Source organism: Rhodoferax sp. P1_F3, from assembly GCF_056405715.1.
The window spans coordinates 95,936-110,225 of sequence record NZ_JBFUBO010000001.1 but is presented as its reverse complement, the minus strand read 5'-3'; the positions used below and the strand labels follow the sequence as shown (position 1 = coordinate 110,225).

Genomic DNA, 14,290 nt, shown 5'->3' with positions numbered 1-14,290 from the left:
CGCGCTACCATCGCCCGACTTCTCCTTCAACCCACCTTCTTTTGCGAGCTGCCTTTCCATGAAAACCGTTCAACTTGGCTCCAGCGACCTGCACGTCACCCCCATCTGCCTGGGCACCATGGTGTTTGGTGAGCAGGTGGACGAACCCACTTCCCACGCCATCCTGAGCCACTCGCTGGAGCGCGGTATCAACTTCATCGACACGGCCGAGATGTACGCCGTGCCGCCGCGCGCCGAGACCTTCAACCTGACCGAAAAAATCATCGGCAACTGGATCAAAAAGAATCCTATGGCCCGCGAAAAGCTGGTTATCGCCACCAAAGTGGCCGGCCCCTCGCGCGGCATGCCCTGGGTGCGCAATGGCAGCAGCAACCTGACGGCCGAAGACATCGTGGCGGCCTGTGAAGGCAGCCTCAAGCGCATGAACATCGAGACCATCGACCTCTACCAAATCCACTGGCCCGTGCGCCACGTGCCCATGTTCGGCGGCATGTACTACAACCCCGCCAATGAAAACGTGGGTGGCAGCAGCATTGAAGTGCAGCTGCGCGCCATGGACACCCTGGTGAAGGCCGGCAAAGTGCGCGCCATCGGCCTGTCCAACGAAACGCCTTATGGCGTGCATGAGTTTGTGCGCGTGGCCGAGCAGCTTGGCCTGCCGCGCATTGCCACGGTGCAGAACAACTACGGCCTGCTGTCCCGTACGGTGGAAAATGGCCTGGACGAAACCCTGCACCGCCTGGGCGTGTCGCTGCTGCCGTACTCGCCGCTGGCGTTTGGCCTCTTGACCGGCAAGTACGACGAATCCGGCCTGACCGGCGAAGGCGCCCCCAAAGACGCCCGCCTGGCCAAATTCGAGTCCACCCGCAAGCAGCGCTGGGGCCGCCCCGATGCGCTCAAAGCCGCACGCCGCTACAACGCGCTAGCCAAAGAACACGGCCTCACACCCACCCAACTGGCCCTGGCCTTTTGCTACACCAAATGGCAAGTCGCCAGCACCATCATCGGCGTGCGCACGCTGGAGCAACTGGACGAAAACATCAACGCCTGGGGCACCACGCTGTCGCCCGAACTGCTGACCCAGATCGACGCCATCCGCTGGGAGATTCGCGATCCGGCGGTGTGAGGGGAAACGGGCAAGCGATTACTCTGCTGGCGACCTAAGTGTGATAGCTGCCTACTTTCTTCCATCACCCGCTAAGGGGCCTCAATGAATATCTTCTCGCGAATCAAAACACGTTTTTTTGGTGCCAGTGCGCCTAGGGCACAAGTGGAAGAGGAGCTCGATCTCACACAATTTATCTACATCAAGATACCCGGCAATATCGGCCCTATTGATCGTGGTGAACTGTTCGAAGATCAAATTGATCCTGTCCTTGAGAAGGAAGGGCTTGGCGCGGTTTCTGGCGGAGGCTCTTCGCTCGGGGAAGAGCAGCCAGACGGAACGAGGCAGGTGGAATTCTGCGGTATCGATGTAGATGTCACTAACCTTCATCGAGCCAGAGAAGTGCTTCGCGATCTACTGCCGAAGCTCAATTCACCTATTAATACCGAGCTTCAATTCACCATAGGTGGTGAAAAGCTGCAAGACCGGTATGACGGTATGACTTGGATACTAGAGGAACCGAGACATGCTTTGCATCCCGGATTCGGCGTTTAACAAAACACGCGTATTGGGATTCACTCCAATGAGTCGCCATTGAACTGGTGCCATGAACTCAGGTCTTATAGCTCACAGAATTCCTGCGCCTGAGCTATACGTGGTGGCGCATGCAACCGTAAGGGGCCGCGAGTGGGTTCGTGATCTTTGGCGCCTTTGTATCGGCGTGGTGGCGGAGCCCTCGGCAGTCGAAGTAGACGATGAGAAGCAATTGAGCGCTGAAGGCGACGTAGACGAAGCCGTGCTCAGCATTACCTTGCCAATGCCTGCCGAAGGAGTTCAACGACTAACTGAAGAGCTTCGGGAAAAGCTTGCTAGCGGTGTAAATGCTCGACTTGTAAAGGCAGTTCAGCCTGATGGTTTTCGCCTTCACTCTGCGCATATTTTGGTGGAGTACTTCCGGCGCGAGTTTGCGGTCGATAGTCGAATGGTGGTTCATGTGGCTAGCTGCGTGAAGCTGACCCATGTACCAAGTGGAACGGTAGCGCGCAGTACCCGCCACCGTTCGAGAGCTCTAAACCAGAACGACGCTCTTTTGTTGCTGGAGTCGCTCGTCGCAGAGCGCCACGATGCGGCATAACCAGCCGCTGCAATCGAGCACCCACGGGGGCTGAGCGGTGACGTTAAAGATTGGGTCAAATCGTATTCAAGGATCGTGAACAATCATTTTCGGTTCGGCCAAAGCGTATGAAAATACGCCCCTATGGCCAAAAAAGACCACGTCTCTGAAACCCCCGCGACCCAGCTGCTGAAGGCGAACAAGATCGCCTTCAGCGAGCATCCGTACGAGTACCTGGAGCACGGCGGCGCGCAGCACAGTGCCGAGGTGCTGGGGTTTGATCCGTTTACCGTGGTGAAGACGCTCATCATGCAAGACCAGGACGCCAAGCCGCTGGTGGTGCTGATGCATGGCAACCGCAAGGTGTCGACCAAGAACCTGGCGCGCCAGATTGGCGCCAAATCGGTGGAACCCTGCGCGCCCGAGGTGGCCAACCGGCACAGCGGCTACCTGGTGGGCGGCACCTCGCCGTTTGGCACGCGCAAGACCATGCCCGTCTACATCGAATCCACCATTCTGGAGCTGCCCCGCATCTGCATCAACGGCGGGCGGCGCGGCTACCTGGTGGGGATAGACCCTAGTGTTTGCGTCCAGTTGCTGGGCGCCAAGCAGGTACAGTGCGCTCTGGACGATTGACCCGCGCACCGCGCATGGATTGGAGACTGGTTTGAATTCTGTTGCAGCTTTTTACCCCGCCCTGGCGGCGCTGGCGGGCTACCTGGTGGGCTCGCTCTCGTTTGCCGTGATTGTGAGCCGCGTGATGGGCCTGAACGACCCGCGCACCTACGGTAGCAAAAACCCTGGTGCCACCAACGTGCTGCGCTCTGGCTCCAAGGCCGCGGCCATCGTGACGCTGCTGCTCGACGCCATCAAAGGCTGGCTGCCCGTGGCAGCCGTAGCCTGGTGGGGCAAGCTCTATGGGTTGGAAGAAGGCACCATGGCGCTGGTGGGGCTGGCTGCGTTTTTGGGCCACCTGTACCCGGTGTTTTTCCGCTTTGTAGGCGGCAAGGGCGTGGCCACGGCCATGGGCGTGATTGTGGCCACCAGCGGCTGGCTGGGGCTGGCCGTTGGGCTAACCTGGCTGATCATTGCGTATGCGTTCCGCTACTCGTCGCTGGCCTCGCTGGTGGCGGCAGTGTTTGCGCCGGTGTACTACGCGTTTGGCGACGGTGTGGCCTGGGCCATGGACAAGAGTTTGCTGCTGTCCACCATCGTGATGTCGCTGCTGCTGATCTGGCGCCATTCGGAAAACATCTCGCGCCTCATCAAGGGCACGGAGTCCAAACTCGGCAGCAAGAAGAAGGCCTGACCTGGCAGGCGCCCCGCCGGCTCAGGCCAGCGCGTGGCTGCCCAGTTGCAGGATGTGGAAGTGGTTCAGCGGCGAGCGCACGGCCGCCGAGGGCAGGGCCGAGCGGATGCGTGGATACGCCTCCGCCGTGCTGTGCAGGCGGGGGCTGGGCTCCAGCTCACCACTGGGCTTGCCCACCACCACCACAAAGGGCTGGTTGTTTTTGTTACTGCGCCGCACCACTACGGCCAGCTCTTCGTTGTCCAGCCGCACATAGGTGCCGGGCGGGCACAGGCCCACGGCGCGCACCAACGCATGGCCAATTTCATCAACGGACGAGGTGGCCCGGGTCATGATGGAGCGTGCGGATTCAATGGCGCTGCGGCCCGAACGTGATTTGCGCGGGCTGATCATGGCCGCGTAGCGGTCCACCACCATCAGCGTGCGCGTGAGCCGCACCGACACAGCTGCGGTGCGCAGGTCTTCTTTGTCCAGGCTGTCTTCGTGGTGGCTGGAGACGATGTCCAGCCAGTCGTTATCGGCCACGCCCAGGTTGGCCAGCATCATCGCGCCCTTGATGGTGTGGGCGCGGATCGCGTCTTGCTGCTGCGGGCTGGGCTTTTCCACCTGGCCGGCCAGCTCGTCCTGCAGGGCCGTCATGGCTATGTTCATGGTCAGCGCGGCGTGTACCAGGCTGTTGCGCTCTTTGGGGGGCAGGGCCAGTTCGGTGGCCACCAGGTGGCACAGCACACCACACACCAGCGAGTGGGAAGCGCTGTAGCCCACCGGCGAGTTGCTGGCCAGCTGGAACAGCAGGTACAGGCCCACATCGGGGTCGCGTTGCAGCAGGCCCTGCATCCAGCGGTCGTACTGCACCACGCGGTGGGCAAACTGCTGCGTGTTGGCCGGGTTGCTGAGGATGATGCCCAGACCACTCTCCAGGTCCGACCATTGGCCCAGCAGGTCTTCGTATTCGTTTTCGTCACGGACTTTCATGGCCGAATCAATAACGCTTTTCCAGTACCATTTGTTCGTTGTTGCGATTCATTTGAAACCGGTTCAGGAAACTGTTTCCGAGCAACACATACGGCATTCCAGCTGAGGTCACTATCGCATCTACGTTGTTTATAACGACATCACCTATGCGTACAGTGTCCAGATTGACACGCCAACCCTGGGTCATGCCATTGGCAGTGCCCATTTGTACGGATTGTCCGCTCTGGTAATTGAGTCCAATGCGTTTCGCATCTGTTGCACCCATGGAAACCATCGTGGCCCCGGTATCCACCATGAACTGCACTACGCGACCATTGATTTGCCCTTCGCTGAGGAAGTGCCCCCCCGGCCCTGCAACCAAAACTACCCTGCTCCCGCTATTTTGTTGCCCAGAGGTACTACCCACGCTGGCCGGCGCATCGCCCACGCGCATGGTCTGGCGCTTGCCGCCCAGGTCCAGCGTGACCTGCTCGCCCTGGATGGCCAGCACTTTCACGCCCTTGTAGGTATCGCCCACGGCCACTGCCTTGGGGAAGCCGCCGTCCACAATCAGCAGCGCTTTGCTGCCCAGCAGGCCGTTGATGGCCACCGACTGGCCCCAGGCGCTGTGCGCCAGGAGCAGGCAGGCTGCTGCGAGGAGTGGGCGGGCGGGGAACATTAGTCGCGGAAGTTGTCGAAGCTCAGGGGAATATCGGTCACGTCCTTGCGGATCAGGGCCATGGCGGCCTGCAGGTCGTCGCGCTTGGCGCCGGTGATGCGCACTTTTTCTTCCTGGATGGCGGCCTGCACCTTGAGTTTGCTGTCCTTCATCAGGCGCTGGATTTTCTTGGCCAGTTCGCTCTCGATGCCGTTGCGCACCTTGATGACCACTTTGACCTTGTCGCCGCCCATTTTCTGCACATCGCCGCGGTCCAGAAAGCGCACATCCACTTCCTGCTTGGTCAGTTTGTTGCGCAGCACGTCTTCAATCTGGTCGAGCTGGAACTCGGCATCGCCGACCAGGGTGATCTCCTTGTCCTTGATCTCGATCTTGGCGGACGTGCCCTTGAAATCGAAGCGGGTGGTGATCTCTTTGGCGGTGTTTTCCACGCCGTTTTTCACCTTGACCAGGTTGGCTTCGCAGACGGTATCAAAAGAGGGCATACGGGACTCGAAATGGCAGTGAGACAATCCCGTCATGTTAGTCGAGAAAAACGTTCCCCTGCAGGCCTTCAACACCTTTCGCATCGTCGCCAAAGCCCATGCGCTGGCGCGCATTGCCAGCGAAGCCGACCTGCAAGCCCTGCTGGCCGACCCCCAGTGGGGCCCGGCCCCGAAGTTTGTGCTGGGCGGGGGCAGCAACATCGTGCTGACCGGCGATGTGAAGCCCCTGGTGCTGAAGGTGGAGGTGCCGGGCCGCCGCCTGGTGGCCGAGACCGACAAACACTATGTGGTGGAGGCTGGTGGCGGCGAGGCCTGGCACGACTTTGTCACCTGGACCCTGGACCAGGGCTACCCGGGGCTGGAGAACATGGCGCTGATACCCGGCACCGTGGGTGCCGCCCCGGTGCAAAACGTGGGTGCCTACGGCGTGGAGCTGCAGGACCGGTTTGAGTCGCTGGACGCGGTAGACCTGCAAACCGGCCAGGTCTTCACGCTGAACGCCGCCCAGTGCGCCTTTGGCTACCGCGATTCGGTGTTCAAACACGGCGGCACTCTGCCTACGGCGGGCGGCCAGTCCCTGGGCCTGAAAGACCGGGCGTTGATCCTGCGCGTGCGATTCGCGCTGCCCAAGGCCTGGAAACCTGTGCTGGGCTATGCCGACCTGGAACGCAAGATGGCCGACAGCGGCATCGCGCAGCCCACGGCACGCCAGATTTATGACTGGGTGTGCGAGGTGCGCCGCGCCAAGCTGCCCGACCCGGCCGTCATTGGCAACGCCGGCAGCTTCTTCAAGAACCCCACGGTGAGCGTCGAGCAGTGCGCCGACATCATCGCCCGCGACCCCAAGGTGGTGCATTACCGCATGGACGACGGCTCGGTGAAGCTGGCCGCCGGCTGGCTCATCGACTCCTGCGGCTGGAAAGGCAAGAGCGTGGGCCAGGCCGGCGTGTACGAACGCCAGGCCCTGGTGCTGGTGAACCGCGGCGCGGGCGTGGACGGCAACGGCGCCACAGGCGGCGAGGTGATGACCCTGGCCAAGGCCATCCAGACCAGCGTGTACGAGCGCTTTGGCATCCGGCTGGAGCCGGAGCCGGTGGTGGTGTAGCCATCTTGTCCCGGCTGGGAGGTGGCAAAGCTACTATGCTTTTGATAGCTGCTGGCGCATATTCCACGGGGGCTACGGGCTAATTTTGCTTGTAAAGAACTGGTGCCCACGGGTTTCGGTCCGTCGGGCCCTTCTATTCAAGCCCGCTTTAATAGCGGCGCTTTCTATTAAAGACATCTTTCACACCATGTGCGTCATTGGCATCTGAGTGCTTTGTGGGTGCTGTATGAAATAACAGTATCATTGCCAGGCATGGCGAGCCAACCCATAGACAGGAATCTGACATGAGCAGCACCCGACTCATCCGCAACAGCACAGCCGAATTCCTGATCTTTACCGGTCAAGCCGGCGAGCAGAGCATTGAGGCCCGTTACGAGGACGAAACGGTCTGGCTTTCGCAAAAGCTTATGGCTGAGTTGTTCGCGGTGGATGTACGCACGGTCAGTGAGCATTTAAAGAACATTTACGCAACCGACGAGCTGGTTCGGGAAGCAACTCTCCGGAAATTCCGGACAGTTCAACCCGAGGGCGGTCGTGACGTTACGCGCAACGTCGATTTTTACAACCTCGACGCCATCATCTCGGTTGGCTACCGGGTCAATTCTGTGCGGGCCACGCAGTTCCGCCAGTGGGCTACCGGTGTGCTGCGCGAGTTCGCTATCAAAGGCTTCGTTCTCGACAAGAAGCGGCTGGAAAACGGAGCCTTCCTTGGGCAAGACTACTTCGAACGCCTACTCGCCGAGATACGGGAGATTCGCCTTTCGGAGCGTCGCTTCTACCAAAAGATCACCGACATCTATGCCACGGCCGTGGATTACAACCAGGATGCCCCCACCACCCAGGCCTTCTTTGCAAAGGTGCAAAACAAGCTGCACTTTGCCATCCATGGCCACACCGCTGCAGAGCTGATCGCGAAACGGGCAGATGCCACCCAAGCCCACATGGGCCTGACAAGCTGGGAGAAAGCGCCGGACGGAAAAATTCTCAAGACCGACGTGTCGGTTGCAAAGAACTATCTGAGCGGCGAAGAACTGCAGTCCCTGGGGCGCATCGTCAACGCGTATCTTGATCTGGCCGAGGAACGGGCCATGCGCAAAATTCCCATGAGCATGGAAGACTGGGCCAAGCGGCTGGATGCGTTCATCGCGTTGACCGACCGCGAAGTCTTACAAGACGCCGGCAAGGTCACCGCTGAAATCGCCAAGGCACATGCAGAAAGCGAATTCGAGAAATACCGCATCGTGCAAGACCGCCTGTTTGAGAGCGACTTTGACCGCATGGTGAAGCAGCTTCCCCGCGCGTCGGACGACTGAACTGTGCCCATGCTCCCTCTGGCAAGAAGGGGGATGGGGTGCGGATCAAATCCGCGGACGCCAAGTCCAAACGCTTGGCGTTGCTGTAAGACCTGCGCGTGGTTGGGTGGTGGCTGTTTGACTGGGAGGCTATGTGAATAAAAAATTTGTATCTGGAACATTCCCCAACCATCAGCTTCCTCATGACGAAGCTCCCTTGCCGGCCACCCAACATCTGGCTACGCTGGTGTACTGGGTTCGGAGCGAAAAGGTCATGTTGGACGCTGATCTGGCTGCACTGTATGGTGTGGAAACGGGTGCGCTCAACCGAGCAGTCAAGCGCAACCTGGATCGCTTTCCGACTGATTTCATGTTCCAGCTCGGCGATGCGGAGTGGGAGAACTTGAAATGCCAGATTGGCATCTCAAGTGCACACGGGGGGCGCAGAGGCATGCCCTACGCCTTTACCGAGCAAGGCGTTGCCATGCTTTCCAGCGTGTTGCATTCGCTGCGCGCCGCGCAGGTCAATATCGCCATCATGCGCACCTTCGTCCAACTGCGCCGGCTGATGGATTCCAACCGCGACCTGGCACGCCGCATCGACTCGCTGGAAGCCCGCTATGACGAACAGTTTGCTTCTGTGTTTGATGCCATCAAACAGCTCATCACCGAAGATAAGCAACGCAAGAGCAAACGCCCCATCGGTTTTCTGTAGCGCCCCGGTGTCGATTTCTGCAGCGGTATAGTCTTCCTGTTACAGGGAGATACAAATACCATGCTGATCAAATCGGCTGACGATAAGAGCAAGCGCCTGGCGCTGCTGGAAGACCTGCAAAAGTCCAGCCTGCTGGACAACCGCCAAAAAGACTGGCTGCGCGACGAACTGCGCAACCTAAATGCAGGCATCAAAGGCGAGCGCGCCGCCGCCTTTTACCTGGACGGCCACTACAAAGATGGCCAAAACAACGTGCTGCTGCACGACCTGCGCCTGCAGGTGGACGGCGAAGTTGCCCAGATCGACCACCTGGTCATCAACCGCACCGGCTACATGGTGCTGATCGAGACCAAGAACTACTCGGGCGACCTGGAAGTCAACGCCCACGGTGAATTCACCGTGCGCTATGGCAAAGACCGTTATGGCATTCCATCCCCCTACGAGCAAAGCCGCCGCCACGCGCGCATCTTGGGCAAGTTGCTGGAGCGGCTGGAGATCAGCACTCGCACCGACAAGCTGCCCGAGTTCCACAACGTGGTGATGATGCACCCCCAGGCCATCATCCAGCGGCCCGACCCCAAGGCGTTTGACACCAGCTTTCTCATCAAGGCAGACCAGTTCCCCGCCTGGCACGACAAGCTGGTGGATGGCATTGGCGCGGGCAGCTTGCTCAAGGCGCTGTTCAATATGCGCAGCTCAGACACCATCCAGGAATGGGGCGAAAAGCTCAAGCGCCAGCACCGCGCGGCGGACCTATTGGCTCTGCCGGATTTCATGCAGCCGAAGCCGCATTTGGTGCCAGCGGCACAGGCACTCAAGCCAGTTGCGCCCGTGACCAAAGCGGAGCCTGCAGCAGTGACACCGGCCGAGGCTGATGCGTCACTAGCCAAAAAGCTCATTTGCGCTCACTGCCGTGAGAAGATCAGTTTCCCCGAGGGCAAGTTTTGCTGGAACAACGCCAAGCGCTTTGGCGGGTTGCAGTACTGCCGGGATCATCAAGGTTTGTTTGCGTAGAGGCTAATTTACTTTTCAGGGAGACAAGATGGAACAGGCATCACTACTAGAAAATCAGCCGTACCACTACGATGAAAGATTCCTCAATAAATATGCAGGAAGCATCATCTCCGACCCTTCGACTGCAATCGTTGAACTAGTTGCAAACTGCTGGGATGCCTTTGCCACCGATGTGCAAATCACTCTTCCCGACAAAAAGCAGGGTAGGCACTTCAAGATTGTTGACAACGGTAAGGGGATGACTCGCGAGGAGTTCGCTTTTATTTGGCAAACGTGGGACTACAACCGAATTAGCCATCAGGGCTCTAAAAGTGAGCCGCCGCCTGAAATCAACACGCATCCAAGAGCAGTTTTTGGAAAGAACGGGAAAGGTCGCTTTGCTAGCTTCTGCTTTGCCAGCGAGTACCTGATCACCTCCCGGAAAAACGGGCAGGAGTTCATATGCAAGGTCAGTAGAACAACAACACGGCCTCTTGTACTGAAAGAGGTGTCCTTCACTGTTGACGGCGTAGAGGGTCATGGTACGACCATCGTAGGCACTGGTGAAATTCCATACCTCCAATTCGCCGAGGAAAAAGCTAGAGAAATACTTGGAAGCCGCTTTCTAGCTAATCCTGCCTTCAAGGTGTCAATTGGAAGTCGGGCAATTTCCTTCAACGACATACCCGATTACCTGAGCAAGGTAGAGGTTGGAGTTGAGGGTTTGGGAGTCGTCACCATCCTGCACATTGATACTAAAAAGGCCGACAAGACTACCAAGCAGCATGGTATTGCTTGGTGGATACAGGACAGAGCAGTAGGCCAGTGCAATTGGAGCGCTAGCGACTACACCCAAATCCTTGACGGGCGAACTACCGAGGCCAAGAGATTCACTTTCATAGTGAAGGCTGATTTCTTGAATGAGCACGATGCAGTCAAAGAAGACTGGAGCGGATTCAAAGAGGACAGTGAGGTTTGGGGTAAGACCAGGGCTGCTGTCCAGGATCGCATTTGCCAGATCATTGACGACACTAGCAAGGAGGAGCGAGCTGGTACGAAGGCCGCGGTTAAGGAGAAGGTGGGCAACACGATCAACAAGCTCTCACCTATCAGTAAGGAGCGAGTTACTAACTTTGTTGATGAAGTTGTGGATACGTGCCCTCACTTTGGTGAAGCGGAGATTGTTCAACTGACCACTATTCTTGCAAAGTTGGAGCAGTCCAAGTCCCGCTTTGGTCTCTTGGACATTCTTCACAAGTGCGGGCCTGATGATTACGACAATCTTCATGAGATGTTGACCGAGTGGACCATAGGTATGGCAAAGCTGGTTCTAGATGAAATCCAGAACCGTCTGAGACTCATTGGCGAGCTAAGGATCAAACTTCAGAAGGTTGGGATTGATGAAGTTCATGAGCTTCAGCCTCTATTTGAAAGAGGCTTGTGGATGTTTGGTGCGCAGTTCGAATCCATCGACTTCACATCAAACGTGGGGATGACTCAAGTAATCAAGACGATCTTTAAAGACAAGGCAGGCAAAGGCACTCGGAACCGGCCTGATTTTGTCGCCCTACCAGACTCTAGCGTGGGTTTTTATGCCCGGCCCTCCTACGATGACAATCATGATGAAGACGGTGTTGATCACCTTGTCATCATTGATCTGAAGACGACCGGGTTGCCGCTAGGGCGAGATGAAAAGGGTCAAGTTTGGAAGTACGTGAAAGAGCTTCGCGCAAGAGGCTATTTGAAACCCTCTACTAGGGTTGATGGCTTCCTACTTGGTGACAAGATCGAAAATGGAGAAGCCGAACCAGAAGCTCAGGGTGAGTCGGTGACTATCTATCCGATGCTCTACGACACCATCTTGGTTCGTGCTGAGAAAAGGCTTTTGAACCTTCACAAAAAGGTTAAGGATGCGCCATTTCTTATTGAGCAGCAGGAGTCCTTAAAAAGTTTTATGGAACCGTTACCCGTTGCGCAAATGGAGTTGGTGGAAGACGAGGAACGGTGACCAAATAGCTCGAATAAGTTAACCTTACTAAGAACAAAACCCGCCAAGCTTTCACTTGGCGGGTTTTGTTTCATGGCAAGCCAGTCGAGACTTACTTACCCAGCTTCAAGAAATCATCCCCCTTGCCCAACTCCAACATCCCCGCATTGGAGTAGACCTGCAGCTTGGCGCGGGTATCCGTAATGTCCAGATTGCGCATCGTCAATTGCCCAATGCGGTCCAGCGGCGAGAACGGCGCGTCTTCCACCTTCTCCATGCTCAAACGCTCAGGCGCGTAGGTCAGGTTGGGGGACTCGGTGTTCAACAGCGAGTAGTCGTTGCCGCGGCGCAGTTCCAGCGTGACGGTGCCGGTGATGGCGCTGGCGATCCAGCGCTGGGCGGTTTCGCGCAGCATGATGGCCTGGCTGTCGAACCAGCGGCCTTGGTACAGCAGGCGGCCCAGCTTGCGGCCGTTGTCGCGGTATTGCTCGATGGTGTCTTCGTTGTGGATGCCGGTGACCAGACGCTCGTAGGCGATGAACAGCAGCGCCAGGCCGGGGGCTTCATAGATGCCGCGGCTCTTGGCTTCGATGATGCGGTTTTCGATCTGGTCGCTCATGCCCAGGCCGTGGCGGCCGCCGATTTCGTTGGCCTTCAGGATCAGGCTCACTAGGTCGGGGTACTGCACGCCGTTCAGCGCGACGGGGCGGCCTTCTTCAAAGGTGACGCTCACTTCTTCGGCCTTGACGACGCAGTCGTCTTTCCAGAACGGCACGCCCATGATGGGGTTCACGATCTTCATGCCGCTGTTCAAGAACTCCAGGTCTTTGGCTTCGTGCGTGGCGCCCAGCATGTTGCTGTCGGTGCTGTAGGCCTTCTCGGCGCTCATCTTGTAGCCAAAGCCGTTGGCGGTGATGAAGGCGCTCATCTCGGAGCGGCCGCCCAGTTCGTCGATGAACTGCTGGTCCAGCCAGGGCTTGTAGATCTTCAGCGCGGGGTTGGTCAGCAGGCCGTAGCGGTAGAAGCGCTCGATGTCGTTGCCCTTGAACGTGGAGCCATCGCCCCAGATGTTCACGTCGTCCTGCTTCATGGCGCTGACCAGCATGGTGCCGGTCACGGCGCGGCCCAGCGGCGTGGTGTTGAAGTAGGTGTTGCCAGCGGTGGTGATGTGGAAGGCGCCGGATTGCAGGGCGGCAATGCCTTCAGCGGCCAACTGCGGGCGGCAGTCGATCAAACGGGCCTTGATGGCGCCGTATTCCATGGCCTTCTTGGGGATTTCGTCGTAGTCGGACTCGTCGGGCTGGCCCAGGTTGGCGGTGTAAGCGTAGGGCAGGGCGCCCTTTTGCTTCATCCACAGCAAGGCGGCGCTGGTGTCTAGCCCGCCCGAGAAGGCGATGCCGACCTTTTGGCCGGCGGGGATGTTTTGCAGAATGGTGTTTGACATGAAATGTGCCTCTAGCCCGCGTGGAATATGCGCAAGCAGCTATGAAAATGGGAGCGAATGCGTCTGCGTGGATTAACCAAAATGGCAGATGTAGTGGTAAGCCTCAAAGCCCTCAGAAACGCGGATCTGGAACTTGGCGTTGCCGGGCACGCTGAACTTCTGGCCTTCGCCGCTGGTGACCCAGGCGTCGGTGCCGTCCAGCTTGTAGTCGCAGCTGCCGCCCACGCATTCCATGATCTCGGGCGCGCCGGTGTTGAAGGTCAGCGTGGCGGGCAAGATCACGCCCACCGACTTCTTGGTGCCGTCGGCCAGGGTGAAGCCGTGGCTCACGCACTTGCCGTCGAAGTAGACATTGGCCTTGGTGGTGACGGAAACGTTGTCGAAGTGGGTCGTGGTCATGGTGCTGGGCAAAAAGTAATGGAAATGAGGGCCCGGCGCGCCAGGCACCGGGCAACCCGCGATTTTACGGGAGGCGGGCCTGGAAGGCCGCGTCGCTGAAGCCGACGGTGACGGTCCCGTCGCCCCAGACGACCACGGGCCGCTTGATGACGCTGCTGTGTTCCTGCATGACGGCGATGGCGGACGGCGTGTCCACCACGCGGGCTTGGGTGGCCTCGTCCAGCTTGCGCCAGGTGGGGCCGCGGCGGTTGATCAGGGTGTCCAGGCCCGCGGTGGCAATCCAGCCGGGCAGCAGGTCGGTGGGGACGCCCTGCTTTTTGAAGTCATGAAACTGGTAGTCCACCCCGTGTTGGGTGAGCCAGTCGCGGGCTTTTTTGACGGTGTCGCAGTTGGGGATGCCGTAGAGGGTGGTCATGGGTGCTATTTTGCACTCGCCCGCAGCGGAGCGGGGGTAGGCACCGCCGTTCGTGTCCCCCGCGCTGCGCGCTCCTCCTTGACCTCACTTTGGTGCCTACCCCCGCTCCGCTGCTGGAGCAGCGTCACGCCGTGGATATTCCTTCTAGGCGCGCCAGCACGGTGGCAGATCAGGTGGGTTGGGCGTTCTGCGTAGGTCAAGGAGGAGCGCGCAGCGCGGGGGACACGAAGCAGAACACCCAACCCACCTGATCCGAAGCACACCGCCTGATCCAAGGAAAACACAGCCCTGCGA

Annotated in this window: 16 protein-coding genes; 10 read left to right on the top strand and 6 right to left on the bottom strand. The window is 58.7% G+C overall.

Translation table 11 applies throughout. The features are described 5' to 3' along the window. Nucleotides 1-58 precede the first annotated feature (58 nt). The 5 genes from AC1DZ5_RS00575 (at nt 59) to plsY (ending at nt 3,528) form a co-directional block, all read left to right on the top strand. The gene (locus AC1DZ5_RS00575; protein ID WP_477884990.1) at nt 59-1,126 is read left to right on the top strand and encodes an aldo/keto reductase; all 1,068 of its coding nucleotides are present in this window, start codon (nt 59-61) and stop codon (nt 1,124-1,126) included. An 84-nt stretch (nt 1,127-1,210) separates the two neighbouring features. Next, nucleotides 1,211-1,660: a hypothetical protein gene (locus AC1DZ5_RS00570; RefSeq protein ID WP_477884988.1), complete on the top strand. Its 450-nt coding sequence runs from the start codon at nt 1,211-1,213 to the stop codon at nt 1,658-1,660. Between the two features lie 52 nt (nt 1,661-1,712). Continuing rightward, nucleotides 1,713-2,240, top strand: coding sequence for a peptide chain release factor family protein (locus AC1DZ5_RS00565; RefSeq protein ID WP_477884986.1), 528 nt, complete (start codon nt 1,713-1,715; stop codon nt 2,238-2,240). A gap of 123 nt (nt 2,241-2,363) precedes the next feature. After that, nucleotides 2,364-2,855 (top strand): aminoacyl-tRNA deacylase, encoded by a 492-nt coding sequence (locus AC1DZ5_RS00560; protein WP_477884984.1) that lies wholly within the window; start codon nt 2,364-2,366, stop codon nt 2,853-2,855. 31 nt (nt 2,856-2,886) lie between these two features. Beyond that, nucleotides 2,887-3,528 carry a glycerol-3-phosphate 1-O-acyltransferase PlsY gene (gene plsY / locus AC1DZ5_RS00555; RefSeq protein ID WP_477884982.1) on the top strand — a complete coding sequence of 214 codons (642 nt, stop codon included), beginning with the start codon at nt 2,887-2,889 and terminating at the stop codon, nt 3,526-3,528. 21 nt (nt 3,529-3,549) lie between these two features. Here the strand turns inward: plsY and AC1DZ5_RS00550 are convergent, their stop codons facing one another. Genes AC1DZ5_RS00550 through AC1DZ5_RS00540 form a run of 3 tightly spaced genes read right to left on the bottom strand, consistent with a single transcriptional unit; the run spans nt 3,550 to nt 5,646 of the window. Then, nucleotides 3,550-4,503 carry an HD-GYP domain-containing protein gene (locus AC1DZ5_RS00550; RefSeq protein WP_477884980.1) on the bottom strand — a complete coding sequence of 318 codons (954 nt, stop codon included), beginning with the start codon at nt 4,501-4,503 and terminating at the stop codon, nt 3,550-3,552. A gap of 7 nt (nt 4,504-4,510) precedes the next feature. Beyond that, on the bottom strand, nt 4,511-5,161 hold the full coding sequence (locus tag AC1DZ5_RS00545) for a retropepsin-like aspartic protease family protein (protein ID WP_477884978.1): 651 nt from the start codon (nt 5,159-5,161) through the stop codon (nt 4,511-4,513). Continuing rightward, nucleotides 5,161-5,646, bottom strand: coding sequence for a YajQ family cyclic di-GMP-binding protein (locus AC1DZ5_RS00540; RefSeq protein WP_477884976.1), 486 nt, complete (start codon nt 5,644-5,646; stop codon nt 5,161-5,163). Before AC1DZ5_RS00540 ends, AC1DZ5_RS00545 begins: the two co-directional genes overlap by 1 nt. Before the next feature lie 34 nt (nt 5,647-5,680). Between AC1DZ5_RS00540 and murB the strand changes: the two genes are divergently transcribed. The 5 genes from murB to AC1DZ5_RS00515 all read left to right on the top strand — a co-directional run bounded on the left by murB (nt 5,681) and on the right by AC1DZ5_RS00515 (nt 11,759). After that, complete coding sequence (gene murB, locus AC1DZ5_RS00535; protein WP_477884974.1) at nt 5,681-6,751, top strand: UDP-N-acetylmuramate dehydrogenase; 1,071 nt, start codon at nt 5,681-5,683, stop codon at nt 6,749-6,751. A 284-nt stretch (nt 6,752-7,035) separates the two neighbouring features. Further along, complete coding sequence (locus AC1DZ5_RS00530; RefSeq protein ID WP_477884972.1) at nt 7,036-8,064, top strand: virulence RhuM family protein; 1,029 nt, start codon at nt 7,036-7,038, stop codon at nt 8,062-8,064. Nucleotides 8,065-8,197: 133 nt separating this feature from the next. Beyond that, nucleotides 8,198-8,758: an ORF6N domain-containing protein gene (locus AC1DZ5_RS00525; RefSeq protein WP_477884970.1), complete on the top strand. Its 561-nt coding sequence runs from the start codon at nt 8,198-8,200 to the stop codon at nt 8,756-8,758. 60 nt (nt 8,759-8,818) lie between these two features. Further along, nucleotides 8,819-9,772 carry a nuclease-related domain-containing protein gene (locus AC1DZ5_RS00520; RefSeq protein ID WP_477884968.1) on the top strand — a complete coding sequence of 318 codons (954 nt, stop codon included), beginning with the start codon at nt 8,819-8,821 and terminating at the stop codon, nt 9,770-9,772. 28 nt (nt 9,773-9,800) lie between these two features. Beyond that, the gene (locus AC1DZ5_RS00515; protein WP_477884966.1) at nt 9,801-11,759 is read left to right on the top strand and encodes an ATP-binding protein; all 1,959 of its coding nucleotides are present in this window, start codon (nt 9,801-9,803) and stop codon (nt 11,757-11,759) included. A 91-nt stretch (nt 11,760-11,850) separates the two neighbouring features. Here AC1DZ5_RS00515 and argG read toward each other — a convergent pair whose 3' ends face one another. From argG to AC1DZ5_RS00500, 3 genes are all read right to left on the bottom strand, one after another. Beyond that, the gene (argG, locus tag AC1DZ5_RS00510) at nt 11,851-13,182 is read right to left on the bottom strand and encodes an argininosuccinate synthase (protein ID WP_477884964.1); all 1,332 of its coding nucleotides are present in this window, start codon (nt 13,180-13,182) and stop codon (nt 11,851-11,853) included. 72 nt (nt 13,183-13,254) lie between these two features. After that, the gene (gene ppnP / locus AC1DZ5_RS00505; protein WP_477884962.1) at nt 13,255-13,581 is read right to left on the bottom strand and encodes a pyrimidine/purine nucleoside phosphorylase; all 327 of its coding nucleotides are present in this window, start codon (nt 13,579-13,581) and stop codon (nt 13,255-13,257) included. Between the two features lie 64 nt (nt 13,582-13,645). Further along, nucleotides 13,646-13,996, bottom strand: a complete 351-nt coding sequence (locus AC1DZ5_RS00500; protein WP_477884960.1) for an ArsC family reductase — start codon at nt 13,994-13,996, stop codon at nt 13,646-13,648. Nucleotides 13,997-14,290: the final 294 nt, after the last annotated feature.

Coding starts and splice junctions, on each gene's coding strand:
- AC1DZ5_RS00575 (WP_477884990.1), top strand. CDS start 59: ATGAAAACCGTTCAACTTGGCTCCAGCGACCTGCACGTCACCCCCATC.
- AC1DZ5_RS00515 (WP_477884966.1), top strand. CDS start 9,801: ATGGAACAGGCATCACTACTAGAAAATCAGCCGTACCACTACGATGAA.
- AC1DZ5_RS00520 (WP_477884968.1), top strand. CDS start 8,819: ATGCTGATCAAATCGGCTGACGATAAGAGCAAGCGCCTGGCGCTGCTG.
- murB (WP_477884974.1), top strand. CDS start 5,681: ATGTTAGTCGAGAAAAACGTTCCCCTGCAGGCCTTCAACACCTTTCGC.
- AC1DZ5_RS00545 (WP_477884978.1), bottom strand. CDS start 5,161: ATGTTCCCCGCCCGCCCACTCCTCGCAGCAGCCTGCCTGCTCCTGGCG.
- AC1DZ5_RS00540 (WP_477884976.1), bottom strand. CDS start 5,646: ATGCCCTCTTTTGATACCGTCTGCGAAGCCAACCTGGTCAAGGTGAAA.
- AC1DZ5_RS00550 (WP_477884980.1), bottom strand. CDS start 4,503: ATGAAAGTCCGTGACGAAAACGAATACGAAGACCTGCTGGGCCAATGG.
- AC1DZ5_RS00560 (WP_477884984.1), top strand. CDS start 2,364: ATGGCCAAAAAAGACCACGTCTCTGAAACCCCCGCGACCCAGCTGCTG.
- AC1DZ5_RS00570 (WP_477884988.1), top strand. CDS start 1,211: ATGAATATCTTCTCGCGAATCAAAACACGTTTTTTTGGTGCCAGTGCG.
- ppnP (WP_477884962.1), bottom strand. CDS start 13,581: ATGACCACGACCCACTTCGACAACGTTTCCGTCACCACCAAGGCCAAT.
- AC1DZ5_RS00500 (WP_477884960.1), bottom strand. CDS start 13,996: ATGACCACCCTCTACGGCATCCCCAACTGCGACACCGTCAAAAAAGCC.
- AC1DZ5_RS00565 (WP_477884986.1), top strand. CDS start 1,713: ATGAACTCAGGTCTTATAGCTCACAGAATTCCTGCGCCTGAGCTATAC.
- argG (WP_477884964.1), bottom strand. CDS start 13,182: ATGTCAAACACCATTCTGCAAAACATCCCCGCCGGCCAAAAGGTCGGC.
- AC1DZ5_RS00530 (WP_477884972.1), top strand. CDS start 7,036: ATGAGCAGCACCCGACTCATCCGCAACAGCACAGCCGAATTCCTGATC.